Annotated in this window: 11 protein-coding genes and 1 riboswitch; of the genes, 3 read left to right on the forward strand and 8 right to left on the reverse strand. The window is 58.9% G+C overall.

Annotated elements, in window-relative coordinates; genetic code table 11:
* Positions 1-7: 7 nt before the first annotated feature.
* Entirely contained in the window at positions 8-997 is a 990-nt protein-coding gene (gene moaA / locus APU02_RS09530) for a GTP 3',8-cyclase MoaA (RefSeq protein ID WP_042285138.1), read from the reverse strand.
* Positions 985-1,134, reverse strand: a riboswitch (molybdenum cofactor riboswitch). (Overlaps the previous gene by 13 nt.)
* A 267-nt stretch (positions 1,135-1,401) precedes the next feature.
* Between moaA and yvcK the strand changes: the two genes are divergently transcribed.
* Positions 1,402-2,310 carry a uridine diphosphate-N-acetylglucosamine-binding protein YvcK gene (gene yvcK, locus APU02_RS09535; protein ID WP_060569923.1) on the forward strand — a complete coding sequence of 303 codons (909 nt, stop codon included), beginning with the start codon at positions 1,402-1,404 and terminating at the stop codon, positions 2,308-2,310.
* A 74-nt stretch (positions 2,311-2,384) separates the two neighbouring features.
* Here the strand turns inward: yvcK and uvrB are convergent, their stop codons facing one another.
* The 5 genes from uvrB to bioB all read right to left on the reverse strand — a co-directional run bounded on the left by uvrB (position 2,385) and on the right by bioB (position 8,582).
* The gene (gene uvrB / locus APU02_RS09540) at positions 2,385-4,406 is read right to left on the reverse strand and encodes an excinuclease ABC subunit UvrB (protein ID WP_060569924.1); all 2,022 of its coding nucleotides are present in this window, start codon (positions 4,404-4,406) and stop codon (positions 2,385-2,387) included.
* Positions 4,407-4,969: 563 nt separating this feature from the next.
* Positions 4,970-5,656 (reverse strand): dethiobiotin synthase, encoded by a 687-nt coding sequence (bioD, locus tag APU02_RS09545; RefSeq protein ID WP_060569925.1) that lies wholly within the window; start codon positions 5,654-5,656, stop codon positions 4,970-4,972.
* Positions 5,649-6,404, reverse strand: a complete 756-nt coding sequence (gene bioC / locus APU02_RS09550; RefSeq protein WP_060569926.1) for a malonyl-ACP O-methyltransferase BioC — start codon at positions 6,402-6,404, stop codon at positions 5,649-5,651. Before bioC ends, bioD begins: the two co-directional genes overlap by 8 nt.
* Positions 6,388-7,545 (reverse strand): 8-amino-7-oxononanoate synthase, encoded by a 1,158-nt coding sequence (bioF, locus tag APU02_RS09555; protein ID WP_060569927.1) that lies wholly within the window; start codon positions 7,543-7,545, stop codon positions 6,388-6,390. Before bioF ends, bioC begins: the two co-directional genes overlap by 17 nt.
* Positions 7,542-8,582 carry a biotin synthase BioB gene (gene bioB, locus APU02_RS09560; RefSeq protein WP_042285153.1) on the reverse strand — a complete coding sequence of 347 codons (1,041 nt, stop codon included), beginning with the start codon at positions 8,580-8,582 and terminating at the stop codon, positions 7,542-7,544. Before bioB ends, bioF begins: the two co-directional genes overlap by 4 nt.
* 76 nt (positions 8,583-8,658) lie before the next feature.
* Here bioB and bioA point away from each other — a divergent pair, with 76 nt between their 5' ends.
* Both bioA and APU02_RS09570 read left to right on the forward strand, forming a co-directional pair.
* Positions 8,659-9,948: an adenosylmethionine--8-amino-7-oxononanoate transaminase gene (gene bioA, locus APU02_RS09565; protein ID WP_060569928.1), complete on the forward strand. Its 1,290-nt coding sequence runs from the start codon at positions 8,659-8,661 to the stop codon at positions 9,946-9,948.
* A 56-nt stretch (positions 9,949-10,004) separates the two neighbouring features.
* Positions 10,005-10,481 (forward strand): kinase inhibitor, encoded by a 477-nt coding sequence (locus APU02_RS09570; protein WP_060569929.1) that lies wholly within the window; start codon positions 10,005-10,007, stop codon positions 10,479-10,481.
* Positions 10,482-10,526: 45 nt separating this feature from the next.
* Here APU02_RS09570 and hutH read toward each other — a convergent pair whose 3' ends face one another.
* Together hutH and hutU are read right to left on the reverse strand one after the other, a co-directional pair.
* Positions 10,527-12,047, reverse strand: coding sequence for a histidine ammonia-lyase (hutH, locus tag APU02_RS09575; protein WP_060569930.1), 1,521 nt, complete (start codon positions 12,045-12,047; stop codon positions 10,527-10,529).
* Between the two features lies 1 nt (position 12,048).
* A complete protein-coding gene (gene hutU, locus APU02_RS09580; protein WP_060569931.1) occupies positions 12,049-13,734 on the reverse strand; it encodes a urocanate hydratase in 1,686 nt (561 codons plus the stop codon).
* Positions 13,735-13,832 lie beyond the last annotated feature (98 nt).

Raw genomic sequence — 13,832 nt, forward strand, 5'->3', positions numbered from 1 at the left:
TTAGCGATCAACCGCCAATGTACGATAAGTTTTGCGTAATACCGGTGTTGTTCTGATGCAGGAAATGGGTCTGCTTTTTCTCACGCAGCGCGAGAGAAATACGTTCTTCCAGCGCATGCTGCTGCGAGTCTTCGACCAGCAGATCGCGCAGGCTGACGCCGCCGTCGCCAAACAAACAGAGATGCAGTTTACCCACCGAAGAGACGCGCAGTCGGTTACAGGTGGCGCAGAAATCTTTCTCGTACGGCATGATAAGGCCGATTTCGCCCGCATAGTCGGGGTGGCAGAAAACCTGCGCCGGGCCGTCGCTGCGCTGGCGCAGCTGATGGATCCAACCACGACGCAGCAGTTCATCGCGCAGCACCTGGCCGGAAATATGGTGTTTGCGGAAAAGCGCGCTGCCCTCGCCCGTTTCCATCAGTTCGATGAAGCGTAGCTGGATAGGACGCGTCTGGATCCAGTTCAGGAAGGTATCGAGCTGATGATGATTCACGTCACGCATCAGCACGGTATTGACTTTGACCTTTGTAAAGCCCGCCTCAAAGGCGGCGTCAATGCCCGCCATCACCTGCCGGAATTTGTCCTGTCCGGTAATGGCGTGAAACTGCCGGGCGTCCAGGCTGTCGACGCTGACATTGATGCCCGTCAACCCGGCCTCGCGCCAGGCTGCGGCATCACGCGCCAGGCGATAGCCGTTAGTAGTGACGGCTATCTGGCGAATGGCGTCGTTCTCCCGCACGGCAGCGATGATGTCAGTAAAATCGCGGCGCAGGGAAGGTTCACCGCCGGTCAGGCGCACTTTTTCGGTGCCAAGACTGGCAAACGCGCGGGTAACCCGACGAATTTCATCGACAGAAAGAAAACCGTTATTGGTGACGCCGCCGGGCTTGTAGCCATCCGGCAGACAGTAGGTGCAACGAAAGTTACACACATCGGTAATCGACAAACGCAGGTAATAAAACGTGCGCGCGAAAGCATCGGTCAGTTGTGAGGCCATAGACACCTTTCCAGTACGGGAGGCGCAGTCATTTCTTCCTGCACCCTGGTGGCAACGCGTTAACGCTGTCACGGCCAAAGCGCCATATCAATGTCTTCATTGACCCAGGCGCAGAGGCTAGAGTGTTTTTTAATGATTAGCCGATACTAGCGCGTAAACGACCATTTTGCCATTTACGCCTAACGTTATATAAACTTATATATAGCGTCATGATCGTGCTATTTCGCTACAGAATAAGCGAAAATGGGCTTTTTGCATTGATATACATCATTAGGCAGTAACCGACATCTCGTACTAAAGGGGTAGCTGCGCAGAATTTATTTCTCTCTCCAGTGGGGAGTGAATTGCTGAAAACCCGCGATGTGCGCTACTGTAGCGAGGTAAATCTGACTTCAGGATATTTTATGCGCAATCGTACGCTGGCTGACCTGGATCGTGTCGTCGCTCTCGGCGGAGGGCATGGATTAGGACGCGTTCTCTCATCACTTTCATCACTGGGCTCACGCCTCACCGGCATTGTCACCACCACCGATAACGGCGGCTCGACCGGACGTATTCGCCGCTCGGAAGGCGGTATCGCCTGGGGGGATATGCGCAACTGCCTTAACCAGTTGATAACCGAACCCAGCGTCGCGTCGGCTATGTTTGAGTATCGTTTTGGCGGTAATGGCGAACTTTCGGGTCATAACCTGGGAAATTTGATGTTAAAGGCGCTCGATCACCTGAGCGTGCGGCCTCTGGAGGCGATCAATTTAATTCGTAACCTGCTTAAAGTCGACGCGCATTTAATCCCGATGTCGGAACTGCCGGTCGATCTGATGGCGATCGACGATCAGGGGCATGAGGTGTATGGCGAAGTGAATATTGACCAGTTGCTCACCCCGCCGCAGGACCTGATGCTGTCACCCAACGTGCCCACCACGCGTGAAGCGGTGCAGGCAATTAACGAAGCGGATTTGATCCTGATTGGCCCTGGCAGTTTTTACACCAGCCTGATGCCGATCCTGCTGCTGGATGACCTGGCGCAGGCGCTGCGCCGCACCCAGGCGCCGATGGTCTATATCGGCAATCTGGGGCGTGAGCTGAGTCTGCCGGCAGCCAGCCTGACCCTGGTCGATAAACTGGCGATTATGGAGCAGTATGTCGGTAAACAAGTGATTGACGCCGTGGTCGTCGGTCCTAACGTTGACGTCAGCGCCATCAACGACAGAGTAGTGATTCAGGAGGAGCTGGAAGCCAGCGATATCCCCTATCGCCATGACCGCCAGCTACTGCACTGCGCGCTGGAAAAAGCGGTGCAGGCGCTGGGATAAATCTGGCATGTCTCGATCGCGACCGGCGTAGCGCTTCGCTTTTCCGGTCTGCGACGCTTTGCCTGAATACCGGATTATGACGCGGCGATAAACAGCTCACGCAGTTGATGGAGCTGGTCGCGGATCTGCGCGGCTTCCTCGAACTCCAGATTCTGCGCGTGCTGCATCATCTGCCCCTCCAGCTCGTGGATCTTCTGCTGCAGCGCCTTCGGCGACATATCCATCCCGACGATATCCGCCTTCGCCGTGGAGCGTGACTTGCCCCTGCCCTTCGCTTTGGTCTTCGCGATGTTCTGACCCAGCGCCAGAATATCGACCACTTTTTTGTTCAGCCCCTGCGGGGTAATGCCGTGCTGTTCGTTGTACTGCTGCTGTTTCTCACGGCGGCGCTCGGTTTCGCTAATGGCCTTCGCCATCGACGGGGTGATCTTATCGCCGTACAGGATCGCTTTACCGTTAACGTTACGCGCCGCGCGGCCAATGGTCTGAATCAGCGAACGTTCAGAGCGCAGGAACCCTTCTTTGTCCGCGTCAAGGATCGCCACCAGCGACACTTCCGGCATGTCGAGCCCCTCTCGCAACAGGTTGATGCCTACCAGCACGTCAAACTCGCCGAGGCGCAGGTCGCGAATGATCTCCATACGCTCGACGGTATCGATGTCCGAGTGCAGATAGCGCACCCGTTCACCGTGTTCCTCCAGGTATTCGGTGAGATCTTCCGCCATCCGTTTGGTTAAGGTTGTCACCAGCACGCGCTCATTGATAGACGCCCGCGCGCGGATCTCTGAAAGCAGGTCGTCCACCTGCGTCGCCACCGGACGCACCTCAATGACCGGATCCAGCAGGCCGGTCGGACGAACCACCTGATCCACCACGTCGCCGCCCGATTTCTCCAGCTCATAGTTGCCCGGCGTCGCGGAAACATAGATAGTCTGCGGGGCCAGCGCTTCAAACTCTTCGAACTTCAGCGGACGGTTATCCAGCGCGGATGGCAAGCGGAACCCATACTCCACCAGCGTCTCTTTACGCGCTCTGTCGCCGCGGTACATGCCGCCAATCTGCGGAATGGTGACGTGGGATTCATCCACCACCAGCAGGCCGTCTGCGGGCAGATAATCGAACAGCGTCGGCGGCGGCTCGCCCGGTCCGCGTCCAGAAAGATAGCGTGAATAGTTTTCGATCCCCGAACAGTAGCCAAGCTCGTTCATCATCTCAAGATCGAACTGGGTGCGCTGGCTGAGACGCTGCTCTTCCAGCAGCTTGTTGTTCGCCAGCAGGATCTTGCGGCGATCGACCAGTTCGTCTTTGATCTCTTCCATCGCCTGCAAAATACGCTCGCGCGGCGTGACATAGTGGGTTTTCGGGTAGATGGTGTAGCGGGGAATAGTCGATTCCACCTGTCCGGTGACCGGATCAAACAGCGACAGCCGCTCCACCTCTTCGTCAAACAGCTCCACACGTAGCGCGATGTCGTCGGATTCAGCCGGGAAGATATCGATCACCTCGCCGCGTACGCGGAAGGTGCCGCGCTGGAACGCCTGATCGTTACGGGTGTACTGTAGCTCGGCCAGACGACGCAGGATCGCGCGCTGGTCGATCAGCATCCCCACCGTCAGGTGCAGCATCATTTTCAGGTACAGATCCGGGTCGCCCAGACCGTAGATCGCCGACACCGAGGCCACCACCACCACGTCGCGACGCTCGAGCAAGGCTTTGGTTGCCGACAAACGCATCTGCTCAATGTGTTCGTTTACCGACGCGTCTTTCTCAATGAAGGTGTCGGAACTGGGCACATAGGCTTCAGGCTGATAGTAGTCATAGTAAGAGACGAAATATTCCACCGCGTTTTCCGGAAAGAATTCTTTCATTTCGCCGTACAGCTGCGCCGCCAGCGTTTTGTTCGGCGCGAGTACCATGGTCGGACGCTGGAGGTCGGCAATGACATTGGCGATGGTGAACGTTTTCCCTGACCCCGTTACGCCAAGCAGCGTCTGATGCGCCAGGCCATCCTCCAGCCCTTCTTCGAGGCGTCGTATCGCCTCTGGCTGGTCGCCTGACGGTTTAAATGCGGAATTCAGTTTGAACGGTTTACTCATGGGCAGCTACCTGAAGCAATGGGCGGGCAGGCTTGTAATTTTACTCGCAGCGCATAATTTTGCCAGTAAAATATACTGGATGAAAAAACAGTAACAACGGAGAATATTTGTGTTACGCGCCGAAAAGACACAGCGTCAGCGGCGAGAATTTCACCGCTGACAAGATAATCTTCTGACCGGCGGGGTTATCCCCAAACCAATCACTTCGTTAACATTGTCAAGTCGTGTCATGAAAGTTTTATTGCATTCAATGACAGTTCTGCGACAGCTATTGCCTTTATATAACTTACTGAAAAATAAATAATATTCAACAAAGACGTCTTTCGCATCAATTTGGCTGGAAGCCGCGTATTCTCTCGCTTACCCTGCGTTTTCTAACTCTAATACACAAGGTTATCCACAGGAATAGTGGATAACTGCTTCCAGCCCACACGGTCTGCCGCCTGGCAATTTCCCCTCGTTGACGGATTTCAGGACAATAAAAAAAAATTATCGCTAAATTTTGATTTTTATCAGCTAACGAAACGGCCTGTCGCAGGCGACATTGCTCGCAAAATCGCCATTTACTCTCCGGTCAAAAGCGCGAGATCCAGATATTGTCCTGTTGCGACGGTTTGCGCTTCAGCGCCAAGCCAGGGGATTTCCCCGAGTAAAGGCGCGGGAATAACCCGCGCCAGCGTCGCCATATACTCGCGATGGCGTTTACCCGGCGGCTGGACGTCATTCGCCACCCAGCCGGCTAACGTCAGCCCGGCCTGCTGAATGGCCTGCGCGGTGAGCATCGCATGGTTAATACATCCCAGCTTCACGCCGACCACTAAAATCACCGGCAGTTGTTCCGCCTGCACCCAGTCGGCAAACGTAACGTCCTCTGTCAGCGGCGTGAACCAGCCGCCCGCGCCTTCCACCAGCACCCACTCCGCGCGGGTTTCCAGCGCCCGTAGCCCGGCTGACATCACATCGGTTTGAATCGGTCTGCCCTCTCCGGCGCTGATGATGTGCGGCGAGGTCGGCTCGGCGAAGGTATAAGGATTCACTGCCGCGTAGTCCAGCGGCAGGCTGCTGCTGCGCTGGAGCGCCAGCGCATCGCTGTTGCGCAACCCTTCCGGCGTCATTTCGCTGCCGGAGGCAACCGGCTTATACCCGGCCGTGCGCAGCCCCATTTTGCCTGCCGCGTGGAGCAAAGCGCTGCTGGCGACGGTTTTCCCGACTTCGGTATCAGTACCGGTAACAAAATAGCGTTTAATCACGTTCAATAACTCCTGCAAAAAGATGGTAGGTGAGCGGATACTTTCCCTGTTGTTGAGGCCAGGCCAACTGCACTTTTTGCAGTTGCGCACGGGTGAGCACGCGCGGTTCACGTCCTTCGTGCAGATGCGTGGCCCCAATCCCCTTCAGCGAACGCATCGCGCTCAGCGCATCATCAAACCACAGGGTCAACGTGTGTAGATGGCTTTCGCTACGCCAGCCGTGCAGGGCATCGCGCAGCGCCGCCTGCGGTAAAAACCGATTAGCATGGGTTTGGTTATCGACTGCCCGCCATGCCTGATGCAGCTCCGGCAGCGACCCTTTCGCCAGCGTTGTGAACGCCACTCTGCCGCCGGGACGCACCACCCGGTAAAGTTCGCTCAGCGCGCCGTGTAAATCGTTGCACCACTGAACGGCGAGATTACTCCAGGCGAGATCGAACGTCGCGCTCGCCAACGGCAGCGATTCGATATCTCCGGCAAGATAGTGGTGCGCCGTATTACGCCGCCGCGCCTCGTCAAGCATGGGTGAGGACAAATCCAGCGCGGTGACCTGGCTGCCCTGCTCACGCCAGTAACGGCTCAACCGGCCAGGACCACAGCCGGCGTCCAGCACCTGCCCATAGCTTTGCTGCGGTAACTGCGCCAGCAGCGCGTCCGCGCTCAACCGTTGCAGCGTGGCGTGTTGTTCATAACACGTCGCCGCACGGCCAAACGCCGCCGCGATGGCCTGTTTATTCACCTGCGTCATTTAGCACCTCCAGCAGACGGTCAATGTCTTCACGCTCGTGCGCCTGTGTGAGGGTCAGGCGCAAACGCGCCGTCCCCGCAGGCACCGTTGGCGGACGGATTGCCGTCGCCCAGCAGCCACGGCTGCGCAGGGTTTCCGCCAGATGCAGCGCCCGCGCGTTATCGCCAACGATCAGCGGCTGGATCGCGCTGTGCGATTCCCCCAGTCGGTAACGGCTGCGGTCTACGCCGCGACGAAAGCGTGCGATGAGCGCCGCCAGTTTCGCCCGGCGCGCGTCGCCTTCTTCGCTGCGGATCACCGCAAGGGAGGCCCGGATCGCCTGCGCCTGAGCAGGCGGCATGCTGGTGCTGTAGATCAGGTGTCGGGCAAATTGCAGCAGATAATCCGCCACGCGGGCTGAACACAATATCGCCGCGCCGCTGACGCCAAAGCCTTTACCAAAGGTCACGACCAGCAGTTCTGGTCGCACCTGCTGCCGCCAGCAGCTTCCGCGCCCTTCTTCGCCGCAGACGCCAATGCCGTGGGCATCGTCCACCAGCAGCCAGGCGTTGCGCCGCGCTGCCGCACGCTGGATCTCCGCCAGCGGCGCGCTGTCGCCGTCCATACTGAATACACCTTCAGTGACCACCAGTTGTTGCCCCGGACAGGGGGCATCGAGCAGTCGCGTCAGATGCCGGGTATCGTTATGGGTAAAACGGCGAAGCGACGCCGGACTAAGGCTTGCCGCCTCCAGCAACGAGGCATGGCTGAGGCGATCGGCGACAATCCGATCGTCCTTTGCCATCAACGCGGCAATGACCGCCTGATTAGCGGCAAAACCTGAGATAAACAGCAGCGCGCGCGGGTAACCCAACCAGTCCGCCAGCTCTTCTTCAACGTGTTGATGCGCAACGGTATAACCGCTGACGTGGCCGGAGCCGCCGCTGCCTACGCCGAAGCGTTCCGCCCCCTGTTGCCAGGCGTGAATAATCTGCGGATGGTGGCTTAAGCCCAGATAGTCGTTGCTGGAAAAGTTGAGAAAGCGGCGATCGCCGGTCATCAGCCAGCGGCCCGCGCCCTGCTCAACCGCGTAACGACGACGCAGGGCATCCGCTGAACGACGCGCGTTTAGCGCATCGTCGATTTTTTGCTGCCAGCTCATACCGCTGCCGCGTTGTACCAGGCGTCGGTATCCGGGGTCATCAGCGCCTGCTCCAGCCGCTGCTGCTGCTCGTTATCCCCTGCCAGCACGGCGGTTTGCTGCGGGTTCAGTCCGAGCTTACGGAACAGCTGTAAGTCTTTATCTTCTTCCGGGTTCGGCGTGGTCAACAGCTTGCAGCCGTAAAAGATAGAGTTCGCGCCCGCCATGAAGCACATTGCCTGGGTTTGTTCGTTCATCTGCTCGCGACCGGCAGAGAGACGCACGTACGAGGTGGGCATCATAATGCGCGCCACCGCGATCGTGCGGATGAAGTCAAATGCGTCCACATCGTCGTTATCGGCCAGCGGCGTCCCCTTGACCTTCACCAGCATGTTGATCGGCACGCTTTCCGGCGGAGTCGGCAGATTCGCCAGTTGCAGCAGCAAACCGGCGCGATCGTTTACCGTTTCGCCCAGCCCGACAATCCCGCCGGAGCAGACCTTGATCCCGGCATCGCGCACTTTATCCAGCGTATCCAGACGCTCCTGATAAGAACGGGTGGTGATGATATTGCCGTAGAACTCCGGCGAAGTGTCGAGGTTGTGGTTGTAGTAATCCAGCCCCGCCGCCGCCAGCCGCTGCGCCTGCGCTTCGCTCAGGGTGCCGAGGGTCATACAGGCCTCCAGCCCCATCGCCTTCACCCCCTGCACCATTTGCTCAAGATACGGCATGTCGCGCTCGTGAGGGTTCTTCCACGCCGCCCCCATACAGAAACGGGTGGACCCGGCGTTTTTCGCCTTGCGCGCCGAATCCAGCACCTGTTCGACCTCCATCAGGCGCTCTGCTTCCAGCCCGGTTTTATAGCGCGAGCTTTGCGGGCAATATTTGCAATCCTCCGGGCAGGCGCCGGTTTTAATCGACAGCAATGTACTGACCTGCACCTGGCGAGGATCAAAATGCTGACGGTGGATTTGCTGGGCTTCAAAGAGCAGATCCAGCAGCGGTTTTTCAAATAATTCGGTGACTTGCGACAGCGTCCAGCGAGAATGTTTGGTCATAATTTTCTACGTTTTGTTGTGAGAACCGTGTAGACTCGTAAACCTAAATGTTTTTAATTTGGTTTACAAGTCGATTATGACAACGGACGATCTCGCTTTCGATCGGCGCCATATCTGGCACCCTTATACCTCCATGACCTCTCCGCTACCGGTGTATCCGGTCGCGCGCGCGGAAGGTTGCGAACTGATCCTCACCAGCGGCGAACACCTCATTGACGGCATGTCGTCGTGGTGGGCGGCGATCCACGGCTACAACCATCCCATACTCAACGCGGCGATGAAAACGCAAATTGACGCCATGTCGCACGTGATGTTTGGCGGCATTACCCATGCACCGGCCATCGACCTGTGCCGTAAACTGGTGGCGATGACGCCCGAGCCGCTGACGTGCGTTTTCCTTGCGGATTCCGGTTCCGTGGCCGTTGAAGTGGCGATGAAAATGGCGCTGCAATACTGGCAGGCAAAAGGCGAATCGCGACAGCGTTTCCTGACGTTTCGCAACGGCTACCACGGCGACACGTTCGGCGCCATGTCTGTCTGCGATCCGGACAACTCCATGCACAGCCTGTGGAAGGGCTATCTGCCGGAAAACCTGTTTGCCCCGGCGCCGCAAAGCCGGATGGGCGGCGAATGGGATGAGCGCGATATGGTGGCGTTCGCCCGCCTGATGGCCGCACACCGGCATGAGATCGCCGCAGTGATCCTCGAACCCATCGTCCAGGGCGCGGGCGGAATGCGCATGTACCATCCCCAGTGGCTGCAGCGCATCCGTAAGATGTGTGATCGCGAAGGCATTCTGCTGATCGCCGACGAGATCGCCACCGGTTTTGGCCGCACCGGCAAACTGTTTGCCTGCGAGCACGCCGGGGTATCGCCGGATATTCTCTGTCTGGGTAAAGCGCTCACCGGCGGCACGATGACCCTTTCCGCCACCCTCGCCACCCGCCAGATCGCCGACACTATCAGCAACGGCGACGCCGGGTGTTTTATGCACGGCCCGACATTTATGGCTAACCCGCTGGCCTGCGCGGCGGCAAACGCCAGCCTGACGTTGCTGGCATCCGGCGACTGGCAGCAGCAGGTGGCGGCCATTGAAGCGCAACTGCGTGCCGAACTGGCCGCGGCGGCGGATTCGCCATGGGTCGCGGACGTGCGCGTGCTCGGCGCGATCGGCGTGGTGGAAACCACTCATCCGGTCAATATGGCGGCGCTGCAAAAATTCTTTGTCCAGCGGGGCGTCTGGGTGCGTCCGTTCGGCAAACTCATCTACCTGATGCCACCGTACATTATCCAGCCGGAGCAACTGCGTTGTCTGACGCAGGCGGTTAACGAAGCTGTGCGCGAAGAAACATTTTTTCGCGTTTAATTGGCGGTAAACTAAAACGTTTCTGGCTAAACTTTTTGGTTAAGGGAGGAATCAGCATGAAACTCATCAGTAACGATTTCCGCGACGGCGATAAGCTTCCGCTGCGTCACGTTTTTAACGGCATGGGTTACGACGGCGATAATATTTCGCCGCATCTGGCCTGGGATGACGTTCCGGCAGGAACGAAAAGTTTTGTCGTGACCTGTTTCGACCCCGATGCGCCCACCGGCTCCGGCTGGTGGCACTGGGGCGTAGCGAATTTACCCGCCGACACCCGCGTTCTGACCCAGGGTTTCGGCTCCGGTCTGGTGGCGCTACCGGACGGCGTGGTGCAGACCCGCACCGATTTCGGTAAAGCGGGCTACGGCGGCGCCGCGCCGCCGAAAGGCGAAACGCACCGCTATATCTTTACAGTTCATGCGCTGGACGTGGATCGTATCGAGGTCGATGAAGAGGCCAGCGGCGCGATGGTCGGCTTTAACGTCCATTTCCATGCGCTCGCCAGCGCGTCGATCACCGCCATGTTCAGTTAACCTGATAACGGATGGCGACGCTAACGTGCCGCCATCCGGTACTCCTTACAGAAAGTCCGGCACTAAACGCAGCAGCGCTCCCTGCGCCAGCAGTTCGGTCGCGCATTCTATGTCCGGGGCAAAGAAACGGTCGTCGGTATAGTGGGCAACCTGCTCGCGTAACGTTGCGCGCGCCTTCTCAAGAAGCGGACTGGACGTCAGTCCATCGCGCAGATCGATCCCCTGACAGGCCGCCAGCCACTCGACCGCCAACACGCCGCGGGTATTGGCCGCCATCTCCCACAGCCTGCGCCCTGCCGCCGGCGCCATCGACACATGATCTTCCTGATTCGCTGAGGTTGGCAGACTGTCAACGCTGTGCGGATGCGCCAGCGCCTTGTTCTCGCTGGCCAGCGCCGCCGCCGTCACCTGGGCAATCATAAAGCCGGAGTTCACACCGCCATTTTTTACCAGGAACGGCGGCAGTTGCGACATGTGTTTATCCATCATCAACGCAATTCGACGCTCAGCGAGCGCGCCGATTTCGGCAATCGCCAGCGCCAGGTTGTCTGCCGCCATCGCCACCGGTTCGGCGTGAAAATTACCGCCGGAGATGACATCACCCTCCTGCGCAAAAACCAGCGGGTTATCGGACACCGCGTTGGCTTCGATCAGCAAAACCTCTCTCACCTGACGCATCTGGGTCAGACACGCGCCCATCACCTGCGGCTGACAACGCAGTGAATACGGATCCTGCACTTTGTCGCAGTTATGGTGCGACTGCGACAGCGCGCTGGTTTCCGTTAGCACATGACGGTACAGCGCCGCCGCGTCAATTTGTCCAGGCTGCCCCCGTGCGGCATGGATCCGCGCGTCAAACGGACGGCGCGATCCCAGCACCGCTTCAGTGGTTAATGCGCCGCAAACCACGGCGGAGGCAAACAGTTCCTGGGCTTCAAACAGGCCGCGCAGCGCGAACGCCGTTGACGCCTGAGTGCCATTGAGCAGCGCTAATCCCTCTTTCGCCGCCAGGGTCAGCGGCGCCAGCCCGGCTTTTTTCAGCGCCTCTTTGGCCGGTAGCCATTCACCCTGAACGCGCGCTTTTCCCTCGCCGAGCAGAGTAAGCGACAGGTGCGCCAGCGGCGCTAAATCCCCCGATGCGCCCACCGAGCCTTTCGCCGGGATCAGCGGATAGACCTCGGCGTTTACCAGCGCGATCAGCGCCTCGATCACGCACAGACGGATACCGGAAAACCCGCGCGCCAGGCTGTTGATCTTCAGCACCATGATCAGGCGCACCATCGCATCATCCAGCGCTTCGCCAACCCCTGCGGCATGTGACAGCACCAGCGCGCGCTGAAGATTTTGCAGATCGTGATCGGCGATCCGCGTCTGGGCCAGCAGGCCAAAGCCGGTATTAATGCCGTAGGCCGTGCGCCCCTCCGCCACAATCGTGTTCACGCAGGCGACGCTGGCGTGAATGCCGTCGATGGCGCTGGCATCAAGCGTCAGCCTGACCGGCTGCCGCCAGACATCACAAAGCTGCGAAAAAGTGAGCTGCCCCGGCGTTAAGGTCAAGGTGTTCATATCAGCGTTTCTCCTGGGTTGCCGCAACCATCGGCAGATTAAGCTGGTGTTCAGCGGCGCACTCAATGGCGATCTCATAACCCGCGTCGGCATGGCGCATCACGCCGGTCGCCGGATCGTTGTGCAGCACGCGGGCGATTCGCTCCGCAGCGTCATCGCTGCCGTCGCACACAATCACCATCCCGGCATGCTGCGAGAAGCCCATGCCGACGCCGCCGCCGTGATGCAGCGACACCCAGGTCGCGCCACTGGCGGTATTGAGTAACGCGTTAAGCAGCGGCCAGTCGGACACCGCGTCGGAGCCGTCGCGCATCGCTTCCGTTTCACGGTTCGGACTGGCAACGGAGCCGGAGTCCAGGTGGTCGCGACCAATGACAATCGGCGCGGAAAGTTCGCCGCGACGCACCATGTCGTTAAACGCCAGTCCGATCTTTTGACGTAACGACAGCCCGACCCAACAGATGCGCGCCGGAAGCCCCTGAAAGCGGATCCGCTCGCGGGCCATGTCCAGCCAGCGATGCAGGTGCGCATCGTCCGCGACGATCTCTTTCACTTTGGCGTCGGTTTTATAAATATCCTCAGGATCGCCGGAGAGCGCCACCCAACGGAACGGGCCGATGCCGCGGCAGAACAGCGGACGAATATAGGCGGGTACAAAACCGGGAAAATCAAAGGCGTTGTCCACGCCCATCTCTTTCGCCATCTGACGAATATTGTTGCCGTAATCAAACGTGGGCACCCCCATCCTGTGAAATGCCAGCATGGCCTGCACGTGCTTCGCCATAGAGCGCTTTGCGGCTTCGACGGTTCCCTGCGGATCGGAAACCGCCTTCTGCTGGTATGTCTGCCAGTCCCAGCCGGAAGGCAGATAGCCGTGCAGCGGATCGTGGGCGCTGGTCTGGTCAGTCACCAGATCCGGACGCACGCCGCGTTTTACCAGTTCGGGCAGCACGTCCGCGGCGTTAGCGCACAGGGCGACAGACACCGCGCGGCCTTCACGGGTGTAGTTTTCGATGCGCGCCAGCGCGTCGTCCAGCGAGGTCGCCTGCTCATCAACATAGCGGGTGCGCAGGCGAAAATCGATACGACTCTGCTGGCATTCAATGTTCAGGGAACAGGCCCCCGCCAGCGTCGCCGCTAACGGCTGCGCGCCGCCCATGCCGCCGAGTCCCGCCGTCAGCACCCAGCGTCCGCGCAACTCGCCGTGATAATGTTGGCGCCCCGCTTCGACAAACGTTTCATACGTGCCCTGCACAATTCCCTGACTGCCTATGTAGATCCAGCTCCCGGCGGTCATCTGGCCGTACATCGCCAGCCCTTTCGCATCCAGTTCGTTAAAATGTTCCCAGGTGGCCCAGTGAGGGACCAGATTGGAATTGGCGATCAGCACGCGCGGCGCGTTGCGGTGGGTCTTAAATACGCCGACCGGCTTACCGGACTGCACCAGCAGGGTTTCATCGTCCTCCAGCGCAGTCAGCGCCTTAACAATGGCGTCAAAACAGTCCCAGTTGCGGGCCGCCCGACCAATGCCGCCGTAGACCACCAGCGCATAGGGATTTTCGGCAACATCCGGATCCAGGTTGTTCATTAACATACGCAGCGGCGCTTCGCTTAACCAACTTTTGGCCGTTAAGGTGGTTCCCCGCGGCGCGCGGATCGTCTGCTGACGGTATTTGCTATATGACATAACACTGCCTCTCCTGAAGGGCCGGACCTGACGATACCGACGTAGGGAATGATTCAGCTATGGCATAAACATATACTTGTCTATACAAGACATAACAA

It is taken from the genome of Citrobacter sp. 50677481, assembly GCF_001463265.1.
Classification (GTDB): Bacteria; Pseudomonadota; Gammaproteobacteria; order Enterobacterales; family Enterobacteriaceae; genus Citrobacter_A; species Citrobacter_A sedlakii.